Source organism: Rhizobium sp. LEGMi-198b (genome assembly GCF_054114205.1).
The window spans coordinates 185996-209328 of record NZ_JBSYVH010000001.1 but is presented as its reverse complement, the minus strand read 5'-3'; the positions used below and the strand labels follow the sequence as shown (position 1 = coordinate 209328).

The window sequence follows — 23333 nt, the reverse complement described above, 5'->3', positions numbered from 1 at the left end:
GTTGCGATGGGCCAGATTATGCCTTTTGGCCGGACAAGGCATGAAATATACAAACGGCATGAACATTGCGACCCCCATTCACGCCAAATCCCCGGTCGGCCACACGGCCTGTCCGCACGACTGTCCCTCCACCTGTGCGTTGGAGATCGATCTGACGGAGGACGGCAGGATCGGCCGCGTGCGTGGCGCGGGCGATCATTCCTATACCGCAGGCGTCATCTGCGCCAAAGTCGCCCGTTATGCCGAACGGCTTTACCATCCGGACCGGCTGACGAAGCCCTTGCGCCGCGCCGGGGCGAAGGGAGAGGGCCAGTGGCAGGAACTCTCCTGGGACGACGCGCTGGACGAAATTGCCGATGCTTTCGTCAAGGCTGAGGCAAAAGACGGCAGCGAAGCGATCTGGCCCTATTACTATGCCGGCACCATGGGCTGGGTGCAGCGCGATTCCATCAATCGGCTGCGCCATGCCAAGCGCTATTCCGGTTTCTTTTCCTCGATCTGCACAAACCCCGCCTGGACCGGCTTCACCATGGCGACGGGCACGCTGCGTGGTCCTGATCCGCGCGAGATGGGCCGTACCGATTGCGTGGTTATCTGGGGGACAAACGCGGTCGCGACCCAGGTCAATGTGATGACCCATGCCGTGAAGTCGCGCAAGGAGCGCGGTGCCAAGATCGTCGTCATCGATATCTACGACAATCCGACGATGAAACAGGCCGACCTGGCGCTCATTGTCAAGCCGGGCACGGATGCTGCGCTCGCCTGCGCCGTCATGCACATCGCCTTCCGCGACGGTTATGCCGATCATGCCTATATGGCCAAATTTGCCGACGATCCGGCAGGTCTCGAAGCGCATCTCAAGACGAAGACGCCGGAATGGGCGGCTGCGATCACCGGCTTATCCGTCGATGAGATCGAAGCCTTTGCCAAGCTGGTCGGCACGACGAAGAAGACCTATTTCCGCCTCGGCTACGGCTTCACCCGCCAGCGCAACGGCGCGGTCGCGATGCACGCGGCAGCTTCCGTCGCCACCGTGCTCGGCTCCTGGCAATATGAGGGCGGCGGCGCCTTTCATTCCAACAGCGATATCTTCCGCATGGACGCGAGCGAGCTGACCGGCCGGTCGATGCTGGACCCGGATATCCGCACGATCGACCAGTCGCAGATCGGCCGGGCACTGACCGGCGATGCCGTCGCTTTGCGCCATCGCGGCCCCGTGACGGCGATGCTGATCCAAAACACCAATCCGGTGAACATCGCGCCGGAACAGCGGCTGGTGAAGCGCGGCTTTGCGCGCGACGATCTCTTCGTCGCCGTGCACGAACAATTCATGACCGATACTGCCGAGATGGCCGATATCGTCATCCCGGCCACCATGTTCGTCGAGCATGACGACATCTACCGCGCCGGCGGGCAAAACCACATCTTGCTTGGCCCGAAGCTGGTCGAGCCGCCGCCGACGGTGCGTAGCAATCTCTTCGTCATCGAGGAACTGGCGAAGCGCCTCGGCGTCGCCGATCGTCCCGGCTTCGGATTTTCGGCCCGCGAGATGATCGACCGCATTCTGGAGCGAAGCGGTCTGCCGGATTACGATCATTTCCTCGAACACAAATGGTTCGATCGTCAGCCGGCTTTCGAGGATGCGCATTTCCTCAATGGCTTCGCCCATCCCGATGGCAAGTTCCGCTTCCGTCCCGATTGGATCAACCAGCCGGCTCCGAACCGGCCGCCGGAAGCTGTCGGCCTGCTCGGCCCTCATGTCGCGCTGCCGGAGTTTCCGGATCAGGTTGACGTCATCGAAGTTGCCGATCCCGATCATCCATTCCGGCTTGCCACATCGCCGTCGCGCAATTTCTTGAACTCGAGCTTCGCGGAAACGAAGACCTCTCGCCAGAAGGAAGGTCGCCCGGAAGTCATGATCAATCCCGCGGATGCCGCAGCGCTGGACATCGCCCATGGCGACCTCGTTCAGCTGGGCAATCTCAGGGGCGATATCCGCATTCATGCGCGCATCACGGCCGAGGTGAAGCCGGGCGTGCTGATCGCCGAAGGCTTATGGCCGAACAAGGCGCATGTGGACGGTGAGGGGATCAATGTTCTGACCGGCGCCGATCCTGTTGCCCCCTATGGCGGCGCGGCTGTTCACGACAACAAGGTCTGGCTGCGCAAGGATAGAGCATGAACAAGTTCGACGAGGCGAAGGCCGAGATCGTCAGTGAGAAGACGCTTTCGGACCAATGGACGCGGCTCAGCAGCTTCGACATCGACTACACGGATTCGACGGGCGAGACGCATCGGGTGAAGCGGGAAATCTATCACCGCACGCCTGCCGCCTGCATTCTGCTCTACGACCCCAAGCGCGAAACGGTCATCCTCGTGCGGCAATTCCGCCTGCCGGCCCATCTCACCGGCTTTCCAGCCTGGATGATCGAGGTACCCGCCGGCTTGCTCGACGGTGATCATCCGGAAGAGGCGATCCGCCGCGAGGCAATGGAGGAAACCGGCTTCCGCGTCCGTGATGTCCGCTTCCTGTTCAAGGCATTCACCTCGCCGGGCGCTGTTACCGAGATCATTCATTTCTTTGCTGCTGTGGTCGATACGACGGACCGCATCGGCAACGGCGGCGGGCTTGCCCACGAACATGAGGATATCGAGGTGCTCGAAGTGCCGCTCGCCGAAACCATGGCGATGATCGAAGCCGGCGAGATCTACGACGCCAAGACGATCATGCTGTTGCAATGGGCGATGTTGAACAAGGCAAGCCTGAAATAGCCTGAAATAAGACCGTTCGGCGGTGCTTAATGGCTGCCAAAATCAGCGTCGCAGCTTTCATTATGATGTCACGAATCGCGACTACCGAGGGGCGCTCGCCGGAAAGGTCCGGTCCACAGCCATACCTTCAAAACGATTGACGCTATTTCAGGAGAAAGCCGATGTGGCTCAGCAATTTCACGCTCGTTCTTCCCGATGAAGTCGTCGATCAGGGGGCTATCCGCATCGAAGATGGCGTGATCGCCGAGATCCGGTCCGAACCGGTGGAAGCTGCGACATTCGATGGCGGCGGACGGCTGCTGATGCCGGGCTTTGTGGATCTGCATGGCGATATGATCGAGCGCGAAATCGCTCCGCGGCCGAATGCGACGATGCCGATCGATTTCGGTATCCATGAACTCGACAAGAAACTCGCCGCCGCCGGGGTCACCACCGCCTATGCCGCCGTCTCCTTCGCCACAGAAAGTGTCTATGGCCATGTCCGCTCGCTGGAGACCACCTCGGCGGTGATCAAGGGCATCAACAGCCTGCGTGATCACCTGCTGATCGACCACCGCGTTCATGCTCGCTACGAGATCACCAATGTCGGCGCGGCGCCCACGTTGGAGCGGCTCCTGGAAGATGGTGTCGTCGATATGGTCTCGCTGACGGACCATACGCCAGGGCAGGGGCAATATAACAATATTGAAGCCTATCTTCTCAGCATGTCGGAGCGCCGCGGCATCACCCGTGAAGCGGCCGAGGAAGTGCTGGCCCGGCGCATCGCCCTGCGGCAGGATCCGGATATCGAGCTGAAACTGCGCGATATCATCGGCCTAACCTTGAAGCACAAGCTGTCGCTCGCCTCGCATGACGATGACAGCGCCGAAAAGGTGGCCGAAATGTTCGATCTCGGTGTCACGATCAGCGAATTCCCGGTGACGCTACCGGCCGCTGAAGAGGCGCGCCGTCGCGGCCTCTGGACGCTGATGGGCGCGCCGAATGCGCTGCGCGGCCAGTCCATGTCCGGGAATCTGAGTGCGCTCGATGCGGCCGGCGCTGGCCTTCTCGGCATCATCGCTGCCGATTATCACCCGGCCGCTTTCGTGCCGGCCATTTTCAAGATCGCCGAGGTCGCCAGTGGTGGTCTACCGGCAGCCGTGGCCATGGCGACGGCTGGTGCCGCGCGCGCTGCGGGGCTCACGGATCGCGGCGAGATCGCCGTCGGCCAGAAGGCCGATCTGGTTGCCGTCGAGCACGGTGCTGTTCACCGCATCCGCGCCACCTTCCGCAACGGCCGTGTCGTCTACAGCGACGGTACGCTTCATCCCCTGATGGCAATGGCTGCCTAAGGGGAAAACGGCTAGATCTGATCGATATCACCGAGCAGTGAAATAATCTGCGGGGCACGGGCAACGGGCGTCTTGGTGGCAGCAATTGCCTTGCCGTCTTCCATGCGCACCTTGCCCTCAGCCAGCAACCGAAGCGACTGCGGATAAAGCTGGTGCTCGATCGTGAGTACGCGGGCGGCAAGCGTTTCGGCTGTGTCGTCGGTCAGCACCGGCACGGCTGCCTGGCCGATCGCCGGGCCTTCGTCCATGCCCTCGGTGACGAAATGCACCGTGCAGCCGGCGATCCGCTGGCCGGCGTCGATGGCGCGTTGATGCGTGTGCAACCCGGGGAAAAGTGGCAGCAGCGAAGGGTGGATATTGATGATCCGGCCTTCATAGCGCTGAATGAAACGCCCGGAGAGAAGGCGCATATAGCCGGCGAGGCAGATAACATCGGGTGACAGCGCCTCGAGCTGCGCAAGGATTGCCTCCTCATGGGCCTCCTTGCTGGCAAAATCCTTACGGACGAAGGCAAAGGTAGCAATGCCCTCGGCTGCGGCTTTCGCCAAACCGCCTGCATCCGCCTTGTCGGAGATCACACCGACAATTTCGGCTGGATAATCCGAAGCCGCCGCAGCCTTGACCAGCGCCATCATGTTGGAGCCGCTGCCCGAGATGAAGACGACGACGCGTTTGCGGCTCGAACTCATATTGCCAGCGTGCCCTTGTAAACGGTGCCGGCAGCGCCTTCGTCGCGGGCGATCATGCGGCCGAGCGTGACGATGCTTTCGCCCTCGGCTTCAAGCGCTGCCTTGACGGCCGCTACATTCTCGGCCGCCACGACAGCGATCATGCCGATGCCGCAATTGAAGGTGCGCAGCATTTCCTTGGCCTCGACGCCGCCTGTCTTGGCGAGCCAGGAGAAGACCGGCGGCACTTGGACGGCGGCCAGATCGATCTCGGCAGCAAGATGCTTCGGCAGCACCCGCGGAATATTCTCCGGGAAACCGCCGCCGGTGATATGGGCGAGCGCCTTGATGGCATGCGTCTCGCGGATCACCTTCAAAAGCGGCTTCACATAGATGCGTGTCGGCGTCAGCAGGGCTTCACCGAGCGCCTTGTCCCCGGCAAAGGGAGCCGGCGCGTCCCAGCCAAGACCGGAGATGACGACGATCTTGCGTACCAGCGAAAACCCGTTGGAATGAACGCCGGAGGAGGCAAGACCGAGAATGACGTCACCCTCGGCGATATCGCCGGAGGGGAGAAGCTGCCCGCGTTCGGCCGCACCCACGGCAAAGCCGGCGAGATCGTAGTCGCCATCGGAATACATGCCCGGCATTTCCGCCGTCTCGCCGCCGATCAGCGCGCAACCCGCCTCGCGGCAGCCGGCAGCAATGCCGCCGACGATCGCGGCACCCTGGTCGGGATCGAGCTTGCCGGTCGCGAAATAATCGAGGAAGAACAGCGGCTCGGCGCCTTGGACGACAAGATCGTTGACGCACATGGCAACGAGGTCGATGCCGACGGTGTCGTGATAGTTCGCGTCGATCGCGATCTTCAGCTTGGTGCCAACGCCGTCATTGGCGGCCACCAGCACCGGATCGGTGAAGCCCGCAGCCTTCAGGTCGAAGAGGCCACCGAAACCGCCGATTTCGCCATCGGCGCCGGGACGGCGGGTCGAACGAACCGCCGGTTTGATCTTTTCGACCAGCAGGTTGCCGGCATCGATATCGACGCCAGCGTCGCTATAGGTCAGACCGTTTTTTCCAGATTGGCTCATGCTTTCGCCTCCGGTGGCCATCATTCCAATTGGAATAATTTTGATCGGGTCGCCATTGCATGACGGGAACCTTTATGCAAGGCGCCAGCGCAGGCAAACCCTCGATTTTCCCCGCTTCACAGCGCTCAAAAGCCGATTTCAGGCCGCAGGCTTGACCATAATTGCGGCGTCATCCTATGTCCTAAGCGGGCGGCAACGGGCGGCGAAGAATGGGGAAGTCGATGGAGCAACAAGTCAGCGGGGCGAGCCTCAAGCGCCAGGTCACCTTCTGGGTGATCGTGCTCGTCCTCTTCATTGTCTTTCTCTATCTCTTCAGCTCGATCCTCTTGCCCTTCATCGCCGGCATGTCGGTCGCCTATTTCCTCGATCCGGTCGCAGACCGGCTGGAAAGGATCGGCCTCAGCCGCTTCATGGCGACGGTGGTGATCCTCGTTGCCTTCGTGCTGGTCTTTGCGCTGGCACTGACGATCTTCATCCCGATCATCATCAATCAGTTCAATGATTTCATTCAACATATACCGGGCTATGTGCAGCAATTCCAGAAGTTCATCGCCCATACGCAGACGACGATGCTGCCGATTTGGATTCGCGATCAGCTCGGTGCCATCAAGGATAATTTCTCCAGCATATTGTCGGATGGGCTGAGCTTTGTCGGCGGCCTGTTCGCGCAAATATGGAGCTCCGGCAAGGCGCTGGTCAACATCATCTCACTGATGATCGTCACGCCGGTCGTCGCCTTCTATATATTGCTCGACTGGGATCGCATGATCGCCAAGGTCGATGCCTGGGTGCCGCGCGATCACGTCTCGACCGTGCGCGAGATCGCCCGGGAAGTGGACCAGGCGATCGCCGGCTTCATCCGCGGGCAGGGCTCGCTCTGCATTATCCTCGGTGTCTATTACGGCGTCGGCCTGTCGCTTGTGGGTCTGAACTTCGGCCTGTTGATCGGCCTGTTCGCCGGAATGATCAGCTTCATCCCCTATGTCGGTTCGCTCGTCGGCCTGTTTATGGCACTGAGCGTCGCCCTGGTGCAGTTTTGGCCCGATTATCTATGGGTCGGCCTCACGCTCGCCGTCTTTTTCACCGGCCAGTTCCTGGAGGGCAATGTGCTGCAGCCGAAGCTGGTCGGCGAAAGCGTCGGCCTGCATCCGGTCTGGCTGATGTTCGCCCTTTTTGCCTTCGGCGCGCTCTTCGGTTTCGTCGGTCTGCTGGTTGCGGTTCCGGCCGCAGCCGCCTGTGGCGTCCTTGTCCGTTTTGCCCTTTCGCGGTACCTTCAAAGCGACCTCTATTATGGACGCTCGGAAGCCGGCAAGGCGCGCAAAGCCAAGGCCGGCAATCCTGAGAACAAATAGCATGACCGACGCGAAGAATGCTGATTTGAGGCGCAAGCCCGCCGAACAGCTACCCCTGGCTTTTGCGCACGCCGCCGCGAGCGGCCGCGACGACCTGCTGGTCGCCCATCCCTTGAGCGCGGCGGTGAAGATCGTCGATTCATGGCCATCTTGGCCGTCGCCCGTGGTCATTCTCGCTGGGCCGGTCGGTTCGGGAAAATCGCACCTTGCCAATATCTGGCGCGAGAGAAGCGGGGCGATCGCTATTCATCCGAAAGCCGGCTCCGGCGCAGCCGTGGCGGCGGCGAACGGCCCGGTCATCTTCGAGGATGCCGATCGCCTGGGTTTTGACGACACCGAGCTTTTCCATGTCATCAACAGCGTCAGGGAAAACGGCACAGGGCTGCTGATGACCAGCAGGCTCTGGCCGATGTCCTGGCCGGTGACGCTGCCCGATCTGCGCTCTCGGCTGAAGGCGGCGACGGTGGTGGAGATCGGCGAGCCGGACGAGGAATTGTTGTCGCAAGTTATCGTAAAGCTCTTTGCGGACCGTCAGCTTTATATCGATGACAAACTTGTCCTCTATATCGTCAACCGCATGGAACGGTCCCTGAATGCCGCCCAGTTGATCGTCGATCGGCTGGACCGCCTTGCGCTCGGCCGCGGCACCAGGATCACACGCATTCTGGCCGCTGAAGTATTGAATGAATTGGGTAATTCCGCCCCCGCTGATTGAACGATCGTTGAACTGTCACAGTTCCGTCGTCAAACTGCTATACGTGGCGCAAGCTTATAAGATGAGGCAGGTGGAACATGGACTCGGCACTAACGGAACATCAGGAAGCCAACCAGCAAGCGCCGGAGACCGCGCCGCCGATCAATGAGCTGCTGACCAGCCCCGAACGCTTCATCAACCGTGAATTTTCCTGGCTGCAGTTCAACCGCCGCGTTCTCGAGGAAACGCTGAACACGGCGCATCCGCTTCTGGAACGCATCCGTTTCCTCTCCATTTCCGCCGCCAACCTCGATGAATTCTTCATGGTGCGCGTCGCCGGCCTCGAAGGCCAGGTCCGCCAGAAGATCCTCATGCGCACCCCGGACGGCAAGACACCCGCCGAACAGCTCGACGACATCCTGCGCGAGATCGACAATCTGCAGATGGAACAGCAGGCCTCGCTTGCTGTGCTGCAGCAGTATCTCGCCAAGGAAGACATTCTGATCGTGCGCCCGCCGGCACTTTCCGAGGTCGACCGGCAATGGCTTGCCAATGAATTCGATCAGGCGATCTTCCCGGTCCTGACGCCGCTTTCTATCGATCCGGCGCATCCGTTCCCGTTCATTCCGAACCTCGGCTTCTCGATCGCGCTGCAACTGAACAGCATGAACGGCCGCGAGCCGATGACGGCGTTGTTGCGCCTGCCGCCGGCGCTCGACCGCTTCGTTCGCCTGCCGGACGCCAGCAACGTCATCCGCTACATCACGCTGGAAGACGTGGTGAACATCTTCATTCACCGGCTCTATCCGGGCTATGAAGTGCAGGGTTCGGGTACGTTCCGCATCATCCGAGACAGCGATATCGAAGTCGAGGAAGAAGCCGAAGATTTGGTGCGCTTCTTTGAAACGGCGCTGAAGCGCCGCCGCCGCGGTTCGGTGATCCGCATCGAGACCGATTCGGAAATGCCGCTCGAGCTGCGCCAGTTCGTTGTGGAATCGCTGAACGTGCCGGAAAACCGCATCGCCGTTCTGCCGGGCCTTTTGGCCCTCAACACGTTGTCCGAAATCGCCAAGGCGCCGCGCGACGATCTGCGCTTCGAGCCCTACAATGCCCGATTTCCTGAGCGCGTCCGCGAACATGCCGGCGATTGCTTCGCCGCGATCCGCGAAAAGGACATGGTGGTCCACCACCCCTACGAATCCTTTGACGTGGTCGTCCAGTTTCTTCTCCAGGCTGCGCGCGATCCTGACGTTCTGGCGATAAAGCAGACGCTCTATCGTACCTCCAACGACAGCCCGATCGTCCGGGCGCTGATCGATGCCGCCGATACCGGCAAATCGGTCACGGCGCTGGTCGAGCTCAAGGCCCGCTTTGACGAAGAGGCCAATATCCGCTGGGCGCGCGACCTCGAACGCGCCGGCGTGCAGGTCGTCTTCGGCTTTATCGAGCTCAAGACGCATGCGAAGATGTCGATGGTCGTGCGCCGTGAGGACGGCAAGCTGCGCACTTATTGCCACCTCGGCACAGGCAACTACCACCCGATCACCGCCAAGATCTATACCGACCTTTCCTACTTCACCTGCGATCCGAAGATCGCCCATGACATGGCGAATATCTTCAACTTCATCACCGGGTATGGTGAGCCGGAAGACGGCATGAAGATCGCGGTTTCGCCCTATACGCTGCGCTCGCGCATCCTCCAGCATATCGAGGAGGAGATCGAGCACGCCAAAAACGGCCAGCCGGCGGCGATCTGGATGAAGATGAATTCGCTGGTCGACCCCGACATCATCGATGCGCTCTACCGTGCCAGCAATGCCGGTGTCGAGATCGATCTCGTCGTGCGCGGCATCTGCTGCCTGCGTCCGCAGGTGCCGGGTCTCTCCGAAAATATCCGCGTCAAGTCCATCGTCGGCCGCTTCCTCGAACACAGCCGCATCTTCTGCTTCGGCAATGGCCAGGGCCTGCCGTCGGAGAAGGCGCTGGTCTATATCGGCTCCGCCGACATGATGCCGAGAAACCTCGACCGCCGCGTCGAAACCCTTGTTCCGCTGACCAACAAGACCGTGCACGAGCAGGTTCTTTCGCAGATCATGCTGGGCAACATCATTGACAATCAGCAGAGCTACGAGATATTGCCGGACGGTACTTCGCGGCGCACGGAGGTGCGCAAGGGGGAAGAGCCATTCAACGCGCAGCAGTATTTCATGACTAATCCCAGCCTTTCCGGCCGTGGTGAAGCTCTGAAATCCAGTGCGCCGAAACTGATCGCCGGGCTGTTGTCGGGCCGCAAGAAATAACTGGACCTGCATGGTTGAATCAGAAGCCCAGGGGCGCCTTCCCGGTATTGCCCCGGTCTCCGTTGTCGATATCGGGTCGAACTCGGTTCGTCTCGTCGTCTATGAAGGCCATTCGCGGTCGCCGACCATCCTTTTCAACGAGAAAGTGCTTTGCGGCCTTGGCAGGGGCATAGCGCTGACCGGAAAGATGGATGAGGAGAGTGTCGCTCGCGCGCTCGCATCCCTGCACCGGTTCAAGGCGCTGTCCGACCAGGCGCGCGCATCGACCATCTACGTTCTGGCGACGGCGGCTGCCCGCGAGGCAAGCAACGGTCCGGAATTCATCCATCAGGCAGAATCGATCCTGCAGCGCAAGGTGCGTGTGCTTTCAGGCGAGGAAGAGGCGCGTTTTTCCGCGCTTGGCATCATCAGCGGCTTTTTCCACCCGGATGGCATCGCCGGCGACCTCGGCGGCGGTTCGCTCGAACTCATCGACATCAAGGGCAAGGAGATCGGCAAGGGCATCACCCTGCCGCTCGGCGGCCTCAGGCTTTCCGAATATGCCAACGGCTCGCTCGCTAGGGCGCGCAGCTTTGCCCGCAAGCATGTGAAAACAGCGAAACTGCTGAGCAAGGGCGAGGGACGCACCTTTTATGCGGTCGGCGGCACCTGGCGAAACATCGCCAAGCTCCACATGGAAATGCGTAAATATGCGCTGCATATGATGCAGGGCTATGAAGTGCCGCTGGACGAGATGATGCGTTTCCTCGATCAGATCAGCGAGGCGAAGGAATCGAAAGAGCCGGCGCTGATGGCCATCTCGAAGCATCGCCGTTCGCTGCTGCCCTTCGGCGCGGTGGCGATGCGCGAGGTGCTGGCGGAAATGAAGCCCTCCATCATCTCCTTCTCGGCCCAGGGCGTGCGTGAAGGCTACCTCTATTCGCTGCTGACCGAGGCGGAACGCCATAGTGACCCGCTGCTGGTCGCCGCCGGCGAACTTGCGATCCTGCGCGCCCGTTCGCCGGAGCATGCGCGCGAACTTGCCGAGTGGACTGGTCGCATGATGCCCTTCTTCGGCGTCACCGAGACGGAGGAGGAGAGCCGCTATCGCCAGGCCGCTTGCTTGCTTGCCGACATCAGTTGGCGTGCCCATCCCGACTATCGCGGCCTGCAGGCGCTGAACATCATCGCCCATACGTCCTTCGTCGGCATCACCCACGCCGGCCGCGCCTTTATCGCTCTCGCCAACTACTACCGTTTCGAGGGCCTTCACGATGACGGCGCCACCGAACCGCTGGCAGCGATAGCCACGCCGCAATTCGTAGAACGTGCCAAACTGCTCGGCGGCCTGCTGCGTGTCGTCTATCTCTTTTCGGCTTCCATGCCAGGCGTCGTCCGCAATCTGACATTTCGACGTTCGCCGAGCCCGGAGCTGGATCTCGAATTCGTCGTTCCAGCCGAATACCACGATTTCGCCGGCGAGCGGCTGGAAGGCCGGCTGCAACAACTGGGCAAGCTGACGAATAGACGGCTTGCATTCCGGTTTGAGTAAAAAACCTTCTCCCCGATGGGGAGAAGGTAGGGTATCGCTCACTTAGCGTTCAGGAAATCGCCGACTTCGAGAATGCTGAACTCGTTGTCGTCTGCCTTGTCGACAGCGCGGCCGGCCGAGAACGGCAGGTTGTTGTCGTTGCCGATGATGATGTGGGTGGCATCCACGCGGTCGACGTTTTCGATGGTGACGAAGGGCATGTCGTAGAAGCCTTCGCCGCCGCCCTGGCGACGCTTGTGGTCGGGATCTTCGATATGCAGCAGATCGATGTAACCGATCTTGCGGACGGCCTTGCCGACATTGGCGTCGTTGAATTCGATCTTATAGACGCGCTTCAATTCGGCCGGGGCTTCGAAGCAATCCGGCTTCGGCTGCTTCGGATCGGCGCAAGCCTTGTCCTTCGTGCCGGCGCCGTTGTCGCGCTCGATCACCAGAGCGGTGCTGTCGTCCAGCATGTTGAAATCGCCGATCGAGGTGCCCTTGTCTGCGAAGGGGTAGAGCCAGCTACGACCGGTCCAGCTCTTCGAGGCGACGTCGAATTCGATGACGCGGATCGCGGTATGACCGTCGACGCTTTCCATCTTGCCATCATCTTGATAGATCGCGCCTTCCAGCAGGCCATAGAGCTTGCTGCCGTCCTTCGACATGGCGAGACCTTCGAAGCCGCCCGAGCGTCTCAGGTTGAAGGCCGGCATCTTCTGCGTCGGATTGGCCGGCAGTTGCAGTAGGGCATTGTCCGGAGACATGACGGGCTTGCCGTTGAGCGTGGTCGGGAAAACGTCGGTCAGCGCGCCGTTCGTATCGAACTTCAGCAGATAGGGACCGAATTCGTCGCCGATCCAGAAGCCGTCGGCAACCGGCTGGATCGACTCGATGTCGAAATCGGCGCCGGTCAGATAGCGCTTGTCGGCGCCTTCGAGGACGATCGGGAAGGGGGCCTTCTTGTTCGGGTCGGACAGGAACAGGTTCTTGACGACGTCGACCTTGCCATTGTCCCAGTCGAATTTGATCTGGTGCAGGAATAGCATGGAGTCGCTCGAATTCTGCTTGGAGCCGAAGCCGTTGTCGGTCAGCGTCCAAAAGGTGCCGTCCGGCATGGTCTTGATCCCGGAAAAGCCCTGGATCGCCTGGCCATTGAAGGGCAGCTTCAGATCGGTCACGCGGGCGCCGTCTTTGCCCGGAACCGTGCCGAGGGCCTCCGTGCGCTTGCGATCCGGCGTCGTGAACTTGCCGGAGGTCTTCAGAAATTCCGGCGCGTCGACCGGTGCCGCGACAATCGTGTTGGCGGGTAGGATGGCCTGCGAGGTCAGCTTTGCGGGAAACTGCGTTTCATCGGCCTGGGCCGAGGCGGCAATCAGAACAAAAAGTGCCGTGGAAGCGAAAAGAATTCGGGTCATCATGTCACCTTGTTGGCGGGGATTGGCAAACAACTCCCGCTTAACAGGCGAGCTATGTCGGCGAATTAACGCTTAGGTGAAGCTTTGGTGACTGTGGACAACCGATAGGGTGTAGGGTCTTGGGGACTAGGCAATAGGCAATAGGCAATAGGCAAGGAAGATAATAACTCCCTGCCTACGACCTCCCACCTATCGCCTTCCGCTCTGGCCTCCTCGCCCTATGCAGGGCAATCACCCCGAGTGTCTGGTCGCGACCGCGAACGGCATGGTCGCCAAGTTCTTCCCTGGCGATATCGTCGGGAAGCTCGATCCGTCTTGCAAGATCGGCTGAGATCAGCACCTGTCGCTCCAGCGTCTTGCAGAGCGATTCCAGCCTCGCGGTGGTATTCACCGTGTCGCCGAAATAGGCGATCTTGTGATGGTCGATGCCGATTTCGGCAGTGACGATGCTGCCGCCGTGCAAGGCGGCCCTCAGCCGCGGCACCCTGCCGTAGGATTTCAGCCATGTCTCCGCATTCGCCTCGATATCGGCAAGGATGTCGAAGACACAGCGAATGCAACGGGCATTCTTCACGCCACGCCGAAGAGGCCAGGTGATGATGGCGGCATCGCCGATATAGTCGTCGATCGCACCCTTATATCGCCTCACCGGCTCGGCGAACGCGCTGAATACCGAGCCTAGAAATTGCTGTGTCCTGAGGTCGCCATGCTCCTCGGCGAAGGCCGTCGAACCGACGAGATCGATGAAGAGAAACACGCGCTCTTCCTGCATCGGATTGCGATAGCGGCCGGTCAACAGGCTGAGGAAGACGTCGCGGCCAAGCAGCTCCCGTACGCGCCCGACGAAAATGATGATCGCGGTCACCAGAACGGCATAGATATAGACGTCGACCTGCAGCAGCATGACGTTGGCCCAGGTGTCGTTGATCAGGTTCAGCGATTTCATCAGGCCGCCGGCCATTGCGAAACCGATGGCGATCAAGGCGAAATCGACAATCAAGGCTGATAGGATGAAGGCCGGCGTGGGCAGGCTATGCATCCAATGGTTCAAGCGCGGCAGGATCATGCGGCGTTCGAAGGCCAGCGCCGGCATGCCGCAGAACAATGCGTAGATTGCGCCGATATACAGCGGTGACGCATGGAAAAACAGCTTGCCATAGAGGACGCCGCTTGCGGCGACGACGGCCGCGGTCAAAATCCAGTTGAGCGCTGAAGGGAATCTTCCCATGCTGCCGATCCGCCAAGAGCCGGCGCGTGCCCCCAAACCGGGATTGGTTCGGGAAAAGGCCTGTGCGCCATCAATTATGTGATTGCGCTAAGCGCCCATCCTGGCGGATGTGCGGCACAATCGCGTTCGCAACCAGCATCTCTATTTTTAAATGGCGCGCAACCGCCAAATGTTCGGCATCGCCGACCGATCGGCAAAGGTCACGTGACTACAAACTGACCGTCTCGACCCGCTTGCCGACGAAGCGCAAGGCCACCTGGCCCTGGATGAGCTGCAGCGCCGTCTCGCCGAAAAGATCGCGTCGCCAGCCGGTGAGGGCGGCCACTTCGGCTTTCTCGCCTTCGGCGGCAATCTTGTCCAGATCCTCGCTGTTGGCGATGACTTTCGGGGCGACGCCGTGTTTTTCAGCGATGAGCTTCAGGAGAACCTTCAGCAGTTCGGCCGCTGCGGCTGTGCCTTCCGGCGCTTGCTGATGACGCGGCACATGCGGCATTTCGGCCTTGGGCAAGGCCAGGGCCTGATTGATTGCCTCCAATACGGCCGTGCCGGAGGCGGATCGCTCCCAACCTTTCGGGATCGTGCGCAGGCGGCCGAGCGCTTCCATGTCCTTCGGCTGCTGCTGGGCGATTTCGTAGATGGCATCGTCCTTCAGCACACGGGCGCGCGGCACATTGCGGGCGCGCGCCTCGCGTTCGCGCCAGGCGGCGACATATTTCAAAACGGCCAGTTCCTGCGGCTTGCGCAGCCGCATCTTCAGCCGCTGCCAGGCATCGTCCGGATGCAGGTCGTAGGTCTCGCGCGCTTCGAGGATCGCCATTTCTTCGAGCAGCCAGGAGGCGCGGCTTTCACGTTCGAGCTGCTCTTTCAACGAAAGATAGACGTCGCGCAGGTGAGTGACGTCGGCCAGCGCATAGTCGAGCTGTTTCTCCGACAGCGGCCGGCGGCTCCAGTCGGTGAAGCGCGAAGACTTGTCGATGTGAACGTTCTTGGTGCGGCTGACGAGCTGATCGTAGGAGACCGAATCGCCGAAGCCGCAGACCATGGCGGCCACCTGGGTGTCGAAGATCGGATGCGGTATGAGGTTGCCGCGATTGAAGATGATTTCGATGTCCTGGCGTGCGGCGTGGAACACCTTCATGACAGCGGGATTGGCCATCAGCTCAAAAAAGGGTTTCAGGTCCAGGCCCTTGGCCAGCGGATCGACCAGCACTTCGGTCGTGGGGCTCGCCATCTGGATCAGGCAAAGCTCCGGCCAGAAGGTCGTCTCGCGCAGGAATTCGGTGTCGATGGTAATGAATTCTGACTTGGCCAGCTCTTGGCAGGCCGCCTCCAATTGGGCGGTAGTTTCGATCATATCAACACATTCATCGGTAAAATAGTCCGTTAACCTTCCTTCCCCTTTCGATGGGAGATGTCAATACGTCGAAAGGGCAAGCCCGGTACGGTCGCCGCTTTTAAGTGGAATTGCGGAAAGTACTTGGGGTCGTCCTGAGCGAGCATGAAGCCCGTTTCGGGATCGTGCCTAAGCCACGCGCACATAGCTGGTCATGCCCGTTTTCTGATGTTCGATAATGTGGCAATGCAACACCCAGTCGCCGGGATTGTCGGCGACGACGCCGAGCTGCACCTTTTCATTGGGCTGGATCAGGTAGGTGTCGGAGACGAAGGGCCGCACCTGGCGCGTCGAAGAGGAGAGCACCGTGAAGCTCATGCCGTGCAGATGAATCGGATGCGAATGCGGCGTCACGTTTTCCATGTCGATGACATAGCTCTTGCCGAGTTTCAGTTCGGCGAGCGGTGCGGTCGGATCGGGCGTATCGCCCGGCCACGGCACCTTGTTGATGGCCCAGAAGCTGTAGCCAAGCGAGCCGCAAATGCTGTTGTCGGCGGTATTTTCCGCCGTGGCGCTGAGGATCAGCGGAATGTGCTCCGCCGAGCCGATATCGGCTTTTGCGACCGGATTGTCTTCGAGGGGCGCCAGATCGCGAACGTCGCGCTTCAGCGAGCTGCCGACTGATCGCAGCGTTGCGAGCACCTTGGGATCGGTGCCCTTGATATCCTCGAGCTTGACGATTGCACCTTCGTTATCGGGCATGCGCACGGCCAATTCCAGCCGCTGACCGGGTCCGAGCTGCAGCAGATCGAGCGGGAAGCGCTGCGGCACCGGATTGCCGTCGACGGCGATCACCGTTGCCTCGGCTCCATCCATGCGGAAAGAATAGATGCGCGTGACGTCGGTGATGGCGAGCCGTAGCCGCACCAGCCCGCCGGAGGGCGCGTCATATTGCGGCTGCTGCTGCCAGTTGGCCGTCCGCACCGTCCCATAGGTGCCGGACTTGGCGGAATCGCGCGGGCGGAACGGAGCGATGAACTGGCCGTCGCCGCCGAGCCGCCAGTCGCGAAGATTGAGAACTATTTCCGAATCGAATGCCGGATCCTTCGGATTCTCTACGACGACGACGCCTGTCATGCCGTGTCCCATCTGGATCAGCGTGTTGCAATGCGGATGATACCAGAAGGTGCCGGCGTCGGGCGGCGTGAAGGCATAATCGAAATGGTCGCCCATATAGACGTAGGGCTGCGTCAGGAAGGGCACCCCGTCCATCTTGTTCGGGAGGCGGATACCATGCCAGTGGATCGTCGTCGGGTCATCGATGCCGTTGATCAGGCGTGCGGCGAAGGGCTCGCCCTTTTTCATGCGCAGGACGGGCGGCATGCCGGCGTCGCCATAGGTCAGGACATCCTTGGTGGCTCCGACGTCCATCAAACTGGCTTGGATCTTCGCAGCCTTCAGCACCTGCGGCTCCGGCGCCGCTACCGCGCTGCCGCCAAACCTGCTGGCGATGCCAAGCCCCACGCCATAGGCACCGGCAACGGCCGAGGCTTTCAAAAGATTGCGGCGGGTAAGGATAGGCATGCGAAGCTCCGGGGACACGGGGATGTGCCTGCCTGTTTAAAGTTGACTATGGTCTTCAGCAATAGGGCTGGGGTAGCTGAATTGCCGCATCGGCCACTGATAGTAGTGATTGCCGTTGGCGCGTAGTTCTCGTAATAGTAGAAATCTATTTGACCGGATGCTTTTCGCAATAACGATAATGGAAACGAGAGAACTCTTGCATCGCAACGTTCCTGATCGACATCGGCAATTTGCCAGAGCAATGCGCGGTGATGCCACCAAGGCTGAGAACATGCTCTGGCAGTCTTTGCGTCGCAGTCAGCTTGAGGGATTCAAATTCAAGCGACAGGTTCCGATCGATGGCTATATCGTAGACTTTGTGTGTTTTGAAGCGCGGTTGATCGTTGAGGTCGATGGTGCGCAACACGCTGAAAGTAAACGGGATCTCAGACGAGACGAGCACTTTAGAAGTCAGCGATTTCGCATATTGCGGGTCTGGAACTACGAGGTCGTCATGAATCTCGATGGAGTCTGTTTGACGATCTTGGCAGAGCTGAAAAATACCGGAGAATGAGCCGGAGCTTTAGGCAAGCTCGAAGCCTATCTCGCCCTTGGCGGGCGAGAAAGCAATTTCACTGGTTTAGGAATTGCGCAACAGGAAGGTTCCACACTCTCATAAGCTTGGCGCAATTTCTAAGTCATTGAAATTGCAAGAGCGGGGGTCCGCTTCTTGCTCAACCTTGTTCAAGAGTTCTGCGCATCCCCGCCTACCCCCTCTCTTGCAAAAACTAAGACTTAGACGAGGGACGAGCCCTCATCTAAGCCTAAGTTTTTGCTTTCTCGCCCGCCGGGGGCGAGATAGAAGCGCCGTTCGAGCCTTGACAAATCAGGCGCACCATGCGCTTTTCCGCCCGATTTTCTCGTCGGCAGGCGAGGGGCTTTTGTCCTCATTCGCCGCCGTCCGCCAAGTCCAGGATATATACTATGCATCGCTATCGCAGCCACACATGCGCCGCCCTGCGCAAGTCCGACGTCGGTTCGACCGTTCGCATCTCCGGCTGGGTTCATCGCGTTCGAGATCATGGTGGCGTGTTGTTCATCGATCTGCGCGATCACTACGGCATCACCCAGGTTGTCGCCGATCCGGATTCTCCGGCCTTTAAGCTTGCCGAGACCGTACGCGGCGAATGGGTCATCCGCATCGACGGCCTGGTGAAGGCCCGTACCGAAGACACGATCAACAAGAACATGCCGACCGGCGAAATCGAGCTTTATGCGCAGGAGATCGAAGTGCTCTCCGCTGCCAAGGAATTGCCGCTGCCGGTTTTCGGCGAGCCGGAATATCCGGAAGACGTTCGCCTGAAGTATCGCTTCCTCGACCTGCGCCGCGAAACGCTGCACCGGAACATCGTCAAGCGCACGCAGGTTATCTCTTCCATGCGCCGCCATATGGGCGAAGTGGGCTTCACCGAATACACGACGCCGATCCTGACGGCCTCGTCGCCGGAAGGCGCGCGCGACTTCCTCGTGCCGAGCCGCATTCATCCCGGCACCTTCTACGCCCTGCCGCAGGCACCGCAGCAGTATAAGCAGCTTCTGATGGTTGCCGGCTTCGACCGCTACTTCCAGATCGCGCCGTGCTTCCGCGACGAAGATCCGCGCGCCGACCGTCTGCCGGGCGAATTCTATCAGCTCGACCTCGAGATGAGCTTCGTCACCCAGGAAGACGTCTGGAACACCATGAGCCCGCTGATGACCCAGGTGTTCGAAGAGTTTGCCGAAGGCAAGCCCGTCACCAAGGAATGGCCGCGCATTCCCTATGACGAAGCGATCCGCAAATACGGCTCGGACAAGCCGGACCTGCGCAACCCGATCGTCATGGAAGCGGTGACCGACCATTTCGCCGGCTCCGGCTTTAAGGTCTTCGCCAACATGATCGCCTCGAACCCGAAGGTTCAGGTCTGGGCGATCCCGGCCAAGACCGGTGGTTCGCGCGCTTTCTGCGACCGGATGAACGCCTGGGCGCAGAGCCAGGGCCAGCCGGGTCTCGGCTATATCTTCTGGCGCAAGGAAGGTGAGAAGCTCGAGGGCGCCGGCCCGCTTGCCAAGAACATCGGCGAGGAGCGCACGGATGCGATCCGCACCCAGCTCGGTCTCGATGATGGCGACGCCTGCTTCTTTGTCGCCGGCGATCCGGACAAGTTCTACAAGTTTGCCGGCGAGGCCCGCACCAGGGCCGGCGAGGAGCTGAACCTGGTCGACCGCGACCGTTTCGAGCTTTGCTGGATTGTCGACTTCCCGTTCTTCGAATGGAGCGAGGAAGAGAAGAAGGTCGATTTCGCACACAACCCGTTCTCCATGCCGCAGGGCGGCCTTGAGGCGCTGCAGAGCCAGGATCCGCTAACGATCAAGGCCTTCCAGTACGACGCTGTCTGCAACGGCTTCGAGATCGCTTCGGGCTCGATCCGTAACCAGTCGCCGGAAACCATGGTTGCTGCCTTCGAAAAGGTCGGCCTCAGCCAGGCGGATGTCGAGGAGCGCTTCGGCGGCCTCTACCGCGCCTTCCAGTACGGCGCGCCTCCGCACGGCGGCGCTGCCTTCGGTATCGACCGCATCGTCATGCTGCTGGTCGGTGCCAAGAACCTGCGCGAGATCTCACTGTTCCCGATGAACCAGCAGGCGCAGGATCTGCTAATGGGCGCTCCCTCGGCCGCAACGCCGACGCAACTGCGCGAACTGGCCATCCGCCCGGTGCCGCCGGTCAAGAAGGACTAAGGCTTTTCTGGCTTGATGAAATACAAAACCCGGCGACCGAAATCGCCGGGTTTTTCGTGCTCTGTTAGAACCTAGAGAGCGGCGTAGATCGCATCGCGAAGATCGATCGTGAACTGTCCCCACATGCCTTCGAAAGCGGTGTTGGTGAGCGCCACGACCGTCAGCTTTTTCTCGGAGTCGACGAACCAGCTATGGCCGTAGACTCCGCCCCATTTGATCGTGCCCTTGGAGAATGGAGCCTGCGCCGCAACGGCGTCGGTGACGACGGACCAGCCATAGCCGAAACCGAAGCCGGCTTGCAGCGTCTGCATATGGCCACCCGCCTGATCGGCCATCATCGTCTTCACCGTATCGGCCGACAGCAGCGGCGCACCACCCTTGCGCACCGTTTCCAGAATGGCGAGGATGTCGCCTGCCGTTCCGGCCATGCCCGCGCCGCCGGAATGATAGGAGCCGGGATTGAATATTCTGTCCGGCGCGAAGCGGATCATGCCGTCAAGTATCGGAACGAGCGCCTCATCTCCCATCGGCTGCAGTCCCGATGCACCATTCACATAGGCGACTGCCAAGCGGCTGCGGTCACGGACCGAAAAGGCCGTGTCGAAAAGGCCGAGCGGCTTCATCACCAGATCCGCAACGGCATCGCCGAGAGCACCGCCGGTTTCCTTTTCGATGATGCCGCCGAGCACATCCATTGCCAGCGAATAATGCCAGGCTTCGCCGGGCGGAAAGAGAAGGGGAGCGCTGGCGAGACGCGTGAGGTTATCGGCCAGCGACCGGCCCGGTATGTCCAGGCCGTCGGATACGCCGGCGCGATGATACGGACCGTCCTGCTCATCGGCGAATGTGTAACTCAGTCCGGACGTGTGCGTGAGAAGGTGCCGGATACGGATAACGGCCTCGCCTCCGTCGGGCAGCCGCGGCCGGAAGTCCGGCAGCCATTTGGGATCGTCCAGCCCAATGCGACCCTGTTCGACGAGGCGCATGGCGGCAATAGCGACGATCGGCTTGGTGATGGAGGCCAGACGGAAGATGGCATCCTCCCGCATCACCACCTCGTTCTCGCGATCCGCCAGGCCGGCAGCGCGGCCGTAGACCAGCTCTCCGTCCCGGGCAATGAGGACCACAGCCCCGACCAGCCTCTCATCCGCCAGGGCGGAATCAATCGCAGCATCGACGCCTTCAGCAAGGCTGCCGCTCCGGTATGCGGAATTTTCCAGGGGAAGACTCATGGGGCAAAACCTTCTATAATCACAATGACCATTCCTGAATAAACCAGATCGGAGATTATTTCTAGAGTGACCATTGTGAAAAATAATGAAGAGGCCGAAAATTCCGTGCCTCGGAAGCGTGGACGCCCACCCGCTTTCGATCGCGAGACGGTTCTTGCCGCCGCGCGCAACACGTTCTGGAAGCATGGCTATGATGGTTCCTCCATCGCCGATCTGACGGCGGCCATGGGGATCACGCCGCAAAGCCTCTATGCCGCCTTCAGCTCCAAGGCCGAGCTATACCGGGAAGCGCTCGAGCAGTATCGACGCATGCCACGACCGGAGCCCGGGAACCCGTTTACGGACGAGGTGGATACGGTAGCCGCCTTCGAGCGCTTTTTGACGAATTCCGCCAAGATCTTCACGGCGCCGGAGCATCCAAAAGGCTGCATGATATCGACGGCGGTGCTGAACTGCGCAGAGGAAAACGAGCCGATCGCCCATCACGTCGCATCGATGCGCCTGCAGGCGCTGGCTATTTTCACGGCACGAATCGAGCGCGGTATCGCCGAGGGTGACATGCGGCCGGATGCCGACGCCAGATCGCTTGCGCGCTTTCTGGGCGCAATCGTGCAGGGCATGTCCGTCCAGGCGCGCGACGGTGCGACCACGGATGAATTGTTTGCTCTGTTGTCTCATGCTCTGAGCGAACTGAAGAAATATCAGCTTCGGCCGGAGATCTGACCAGCGGCAAAGAAAAACCCGGCGACCGAGATCGCCGGGTTTCTGAATAGCTTGGAGAACGGCAGCTTAGTCGTTCGAGGAAACCTTGAGGCCGATGACCTGCGGGATCGACTGCGGGGCTCCCATGGCAGCGCCGATGATCATCGGCACCGGCACCGGCTTGTCTGGCGTAGCCTTGACCGTCAGGCTCTTCGGATTGTCGAGATAGGCGCTGACGGCAGTGGAAACGGCATTCTGCAGCTCCGGAATGTTGAGCTGCGCCATCATGATCGGCGTCATAGCCTTCAGCGTGTCGGCGAGCTGCTTGCCGGAAACGCCCTGCTTCTTGCCGGCGAAATCGAGCGCACGTGCTGTGATCGAAGCGTCGTCGAAACGGATCTGGGCGCTGTTGAAAGTTAGCTGCTGGAGGAGGCCCAGCATGGCGAGGCCAGCCGACTGCTGAGCTTCCTGCTGGTTCGGATTGGAACGAACCGTCTTGAGCGCTTCCTGCAATGATTTCGCGAAAGCAGGCGTGTAGCCGGAAATGCTGAAGGCGAGGTTCAGTTTGCCGATGTCATTGAAGTTCAAGGAGTATTCGGTGATGTCGATCGTGCCGGGTCCGATTTCCCAGCTACCCTTCATGGCGATTGCGCCATTGATCTGCTGCAGCTTGAGCGCCTCGATCGCGTCCTTGGTCTTCGCGTCGTCGACTTTGCTGAGATCGGCTTTGACTCCGTTGATCTTGGCGTCGAAGTCGATGCCCGACTTGTCTTCGCGCCTATCCATCGTGGCGTCGGCATCGTCGATCGAAAATACCTTGGTGCCGTCCTTGGTGACGGATACGGCGCCGGCATGAGCGCTCTTGTAATAGAGCAGCGAACTGAGATCGCCCTTGGTCGCGTCGGCTGGAATTTCGACGCCGCTCAGCGTGAGGTCGGTGGCGGAAATGGCAGCGCCATCCTTTTTGAGGTCGACATCAGCAAAAGCGATTTCGTCAATCGTGTAACCGCCGTCATTCTCTTCGACACCGTCCATCGTGATGTCGCCGAGCGGGAGGCCGTCGTCCATTCCGGCTGCCTTGAAGCTGGCGCCCTTCAGCGTCACCGTGCTACCGTCAATATCGATGCCCGTGGCGGCAATCGAAGCGCCCTGCAGCCCGTAGACGTCGTTGATCTTCTTCAGAAGATCGTTACCGTCGAGCGCGAAGGCGGAGCTGGCGAAAGACAGTATGGCGGCGCTGGACAGCATCAGCCGTGTTGTCCGATAAAAAGTCATATGGCTTTTCCTCATTGAGCTGGTGTAGGCGGGTGTACATATTTTGCGTGTAGTGCGCGATTTATATTCGCGTTCGTCTAAAATTCCAA

General features: G+C 60.4%; 18 protein-coding genes. 10 read left to right on the top strand and 8 right to left on the bottom strand.

Annotated features, from left to right (window positions below; translation table 11 throughout):
* The first annotated feature begins 40 nt into the window (after window positions 1-40).
* The 3 genes from ACXHXG_RS00985 (at window position 41) to ACXHXG_RS00975 (ending at window position 4103) form a co-directional block, all read left to right on the top strand.
* Window positions 41-2182, top strand: a complete 2142-nt coding sequence (locus ACXHXG_RS00985) for a molybdopterin-containing oxidoreductase family protein (RefSeq protein ID WP_457898246.1) — start codon at window positions 41-43, stop codon at window positions 2180-2182.
* Window positions 2179-2772 carry an NUDIX domain-containing protein gene (locus ACXHXG_RS00980; RefSeq protein WP_104822595.1) on the top strand — a complete coding sequence of 198 codons (594 nt, stop codon included), beginning with the start codon at window positions 2179-2181 and terminating at the stop codon, window positions 2770-2772. The genes ACXHXG_RS00985 and ACXHXG_RS00980 overlap by 4 nt, the downstream gene beginning before the upstream one ends.
* A 161-nt stretch (window positions 2773-2933) precedes the next feature.
* Complete coding sequence (locus ACXHXG_RS00975; protein WP_104822596.1) at window positions 2934-4103, top strand: alpha-D-ribose 1-methylphosphonate 5-triphosphate diphosphatase; 1170 nt, start codon at window positions 2934-2936, stop codon at window positions 4101-4103.
* An 11-nt stretch (window positions 4104-4114) separates the two neighbouring features.
* Here ACXHXG_RS00975 and purN read toward each other — a convergent pair whose 3' ends face one another.
* Both purN and purM read right to left on the bottom strand, forming a co-directional pair.
* Window positions 4115-4792, bottom strand: a complete 678-nt coding sequence (purN, locus tag ACXHXG_RS00970; RefSeq protein WP_457898245.1) for a phosphoribosylglycinamide formyltransferase — start codon at window positions 4790-4792, stop codon at window positions 4115-4117.
* On the bottom strand, window positions 4789-5862 hold the full coding sequence (gene purM / locus ACXHXG_RS00965; protein ID WP_457898244.1) for a phosphoribosylformylglycinamidine cyclo-ligase: 1074 nt from the start codon (window positions 5860-5862) through the stop codon (window positions 4789-4791). Before purM ends, purN begins: the two co-directional genes overlap by 4 nt.
* A 221-nt stretch (window positions 5863-6083) precedes the next feature.
* Here purM and ACXHXG_RS00960 point away from each other — a divergent pair, with 221 nt between their 5' ends.
* The 4 genes from ACXHXG_RS00960 to ppx all read left to right on the top strand — a co-directional run bounded on the left by ACXHXG_RS00960 (window position 6084) and on the right by ppx (window position 11739).
* Window positions 6084-7214, top strand: a complete 1131-nt coding sequence (locus ACXHXG_RS00960) for an AI-2E family transporter (RefSeq protein WP_457898243.1) — start codon at window positions 6084-6086, stop codon at window positions 7212-7214.
* Window position 7215: 1 nt separating this feature from the next.
* On the top strand, window positions 7216-7929 hold the full coding sequence (hdaA, locus tag ACXHXG_RS00955) for a DnaA regulatory inactivator HdaA (RefSeq protein WP_457898242.1): 714 nt from the start codon (window positions 7216-7218) through the stop codon (window positions 7927-7929).
* Between the two features lie 77 nt (window positions 7930-8006).
* Window positions 8007-10208, top strand: coding sequence for an RNA degradosome polyphosphate kinase (locus ACXHXG_RS00950; protein WP_457898241.1), 2202 nt, complete (start codon window positions 8007-8009; stop codon window positions 10206-10208).
* A gap of 10 nt (window positions 10209-10218) precedes the next feature.
* The gene (ppx, locus tag ACXHXG_RS00945) at window positions 10219-11739 is read left to right on the top strand and encodes an exopolyphosphatase (protein ID WP_457898240.1); all 1521 of its coding nucleotides are present in this window, start codon (window positions 10219-10221) and stop codon (window positions 11737-11739) included.
* Between the two features lie 38 nt (window positions 11740-11777).
* Here ppx and ACXHXG_RS00940 read toward each other — a convergent pair whose 3' ends face one another.
* From ACXHXG_RS00940 to ACXHXG_RS00925, 4 genes are all read right to left on the bottom strand, one after another.
* Window positions 11778-13136 carry an esterase-like activity of phytase family protein gene (locus tag ACXHXG_RS00940; RefSeq protein ID WP_457898239.1) on the bottom strand — a complete coding sequence of 453 codons (1359 nt, stop codon included), beginning with the start codon at window positions 13134-13136 and terminating at the stop codon, window positions 11778-11780.
* Between the two features lie 175 nt (window positions 13137-13311).
* Window positions 13312-14364 carry an adenylate/guanylate cyclase domain-containing protein gene (locus tag ACXHXG_RS00935; protein ID WP_457898238.1) on the bottom strand — a complete coding sequence of 351 codons (1053 nt, stop codon included), beginning with the start codon at window positions 14362-14364 and terminating at the stop codon, window positions 13312-13314.
* Between the two features lie 208 nt (window positions 14365-14572).
* Window positions 14573-15718: a ribonuclease D gene (gene rnd / locus ACXHXG_RS00930; protein WP_457898237.1), complete on the bottom strand. Its 1146-nt coding sequence runs from the start codon at window positions 15716-15718 to the stop codon at window positions 14573-14575.
* Between the two features lie 168 nt (window positions 15719-15886).
* Window positions 15887-17281, bottom strand: coding sequence for a multicopper oxidase domain-containing protein (locus tag ACXHXG_RS00925; protein WP_457898236.1), 1395 nt, complete (start codon window positions 17279-17281; stop codon window positions 15887-15889).
* A 196-nt stretch (window positions 17282-17477) separates the two neighbouring features.
* Between ACXHXG_RS00925 and ACXHXG_RS00920 the strand changes: the two genes are divergently transcribed.
* Both ACXHXG_RS00920 and aspS read left to right on the top strand, forming a co-directional pair.
* Entirely contained in the window at window positions 17478-17834 is a 357-nt protein-coding gene (locus ACXHXG_RS00920; RefSeq protein WP_457898235.1) for an endonuclease domain-containing protein, read from the top strand.
* Window positions 17835-18244: 410 nt separating this feature from the next.
* Window positions 18245-20035: an aspartate--tRNA ligase gene (aspS, locus tag ACXHXG_RS00915; RefSeq protein ID WP_285168154.1), complete on the top strand. Its 1791-nt coding sequence runs from the start codon at window positions 18245-18247 to the stop codon at window positions 20033-20035.
* Window positions 20036-20106: 71 nt separating this feature from the next.
* On the opposite strand, the gene ACXHXG_RS00910 is transcribed toward aspS, so the two are convergent.
* A complete protein-coding gene (locus ACXHXG_RS00910; protein WP_457898234.1) occupies window positions 20107-21267 on the bottom strand; it encodes a serine hydrolase domain-containing protein in 1161 nt (386 codons plus the stop codon).
* Window positions 21268-21333: 66 nt separating this feature from the next.
* On the opposite strand from ACXHXG_RS00910, the gene ACXHXG_RS00905 reads away from it, so the two are divergent.
* Window positions 21334-21990 (top strand): TetR/AcrR family transcriptional regulator, encoded by a 657-nt coding sequence (locus tag ACXHXG_RS00905; RefSeq protein ID WP_457898233.1) that lies wholly within the window; start codon window positions 21334-21336, stop codon window positions 21988-21990.
* Between the two features lie 66 nt (window positions 21991-22056).
* Here ACXHXG_RS00905 and ACXHXG_RS00900 read toward each other — a convergent pair whose 3' ends face one another.
* On the bottom strand, window positions 22057-23244 hold the full coding sequence (locus ACXHXG_RS00900) for a hypothetical protein (RefSeq protein ID WP_457898232.1): 1188 nt from the start codon (window positions 23242-23244) through the stop codon (window positions 22057-22059).
* Between the last annotated feature and the right edge of the window lie 89 nt (window positions 23245-23333).

Coding starts and splice junctions, on each gene's coding strand:
- ACXHXG_RS00985 (WP_457898246.1), top strand. CDS start 41: ATGAAATATACAAACGGCATGAACATTGCGACCCCCATTCACGCCAAA.
- ACXHXG_RS00980 (WP_104822595.1), top strand. CDS start 2,179: ATGAACAAGTTCGACGAGGCGAAGGCCGAGATCGTCAGTGAGAAGACG.
- ACXHXG_RS00975 (WP_104822596.1), top strand. CDS start 2,934: ATGTGGCTCAGCAATTTCACGCTCGTTCTTCCCGATGAAGTCGTCGAT.
- purN (WP_457898245.1), bottom strand. CDS start 4,792: ATGAGTTCGAGCCGCAAACGCGTCGTCGTCTTCATCTCGGGCAGCGGC.
- purM (WP_457898244.1), bottom strand. CDS start 5,862: ATGAGCCAATCTGGAAAAAACGGTCTGACCTATAGCGACGCTGGCGTC.
- ACXHXG_RS00960 (WP_457898243.1), top strand. CDS start 6,084: ATGGAGCAACAAGTCAGCGGGGCGAGCCTCAAGCGCCAGGTCACCTTC.
- hdaA (WP_457898242.1), top strand. CDS start 7,216: ATGACCGACGCGAAGAATGCTGATTTGAGGCGCAAGCCCGCCGAACAG.
- ACXHXG_RS00950 (WP_457898241.1), top strand. CDS start 8,007: ATGGACTCGGCACTAACGGAACATCAGGAAGCCAACCAGCAAGCGCCG.
- ppx (WP_457898240.1), top strand. CDS start 10,219: ATGGTTGAATCAGAAGCCCAGGGGCGCCTTCCCGGTATTGCCCCGGTC.
- ACXHXG_RS00940 (WP_457898239.1), bottom strand. CDS start 13,136: ATGACCCGAATTCTTTTCGCTTCCACGGCACTTTTTGTTCTGATTGCC.
- ACXHXG_RS00935 (WP_457898238.1), bottom strand. CDS start 14,364: ATGGGAAGATTCCCTTCAGCGCTCAACTGGATTTTGACCGCGGCCGTC.
- rnd (WP_457898237.1), bottom strand. CDS start 15,718: ATGATCGAAACTACCGCCCAATTGGAGGCGGCCTGCCAAGAGCTGGCC.
- ACXHXG_RS00925 (WP_457898236.1), bottom strand. CDS start 17,281: ATGCCTATCCTTACCCGCCGCAATCTTTTGAAAGCCTCGGCCGTTGCC.
- aspS (WP_285168154.1), top strand. CDS start 18,245: ATGCATCGCTATCGCAGCCACACATGCGCCGCCCTGCGCAAGTCCGAC.
- ACXHXG_RS00910 (WP_457898234.1), bottom strand. CDS start 21,267: ATGAGTCTTCCCCTGGAAAATTCCGCATACCGGAGCGGCAGCCTTGCT.
- ACXHXG_RS00900 (WP_457898232.1), bottom strand. CDS start 23,244: ATGACTTTTTATCGGACAACACGGCTGATGCTGTCCAGCGCCGCCATA.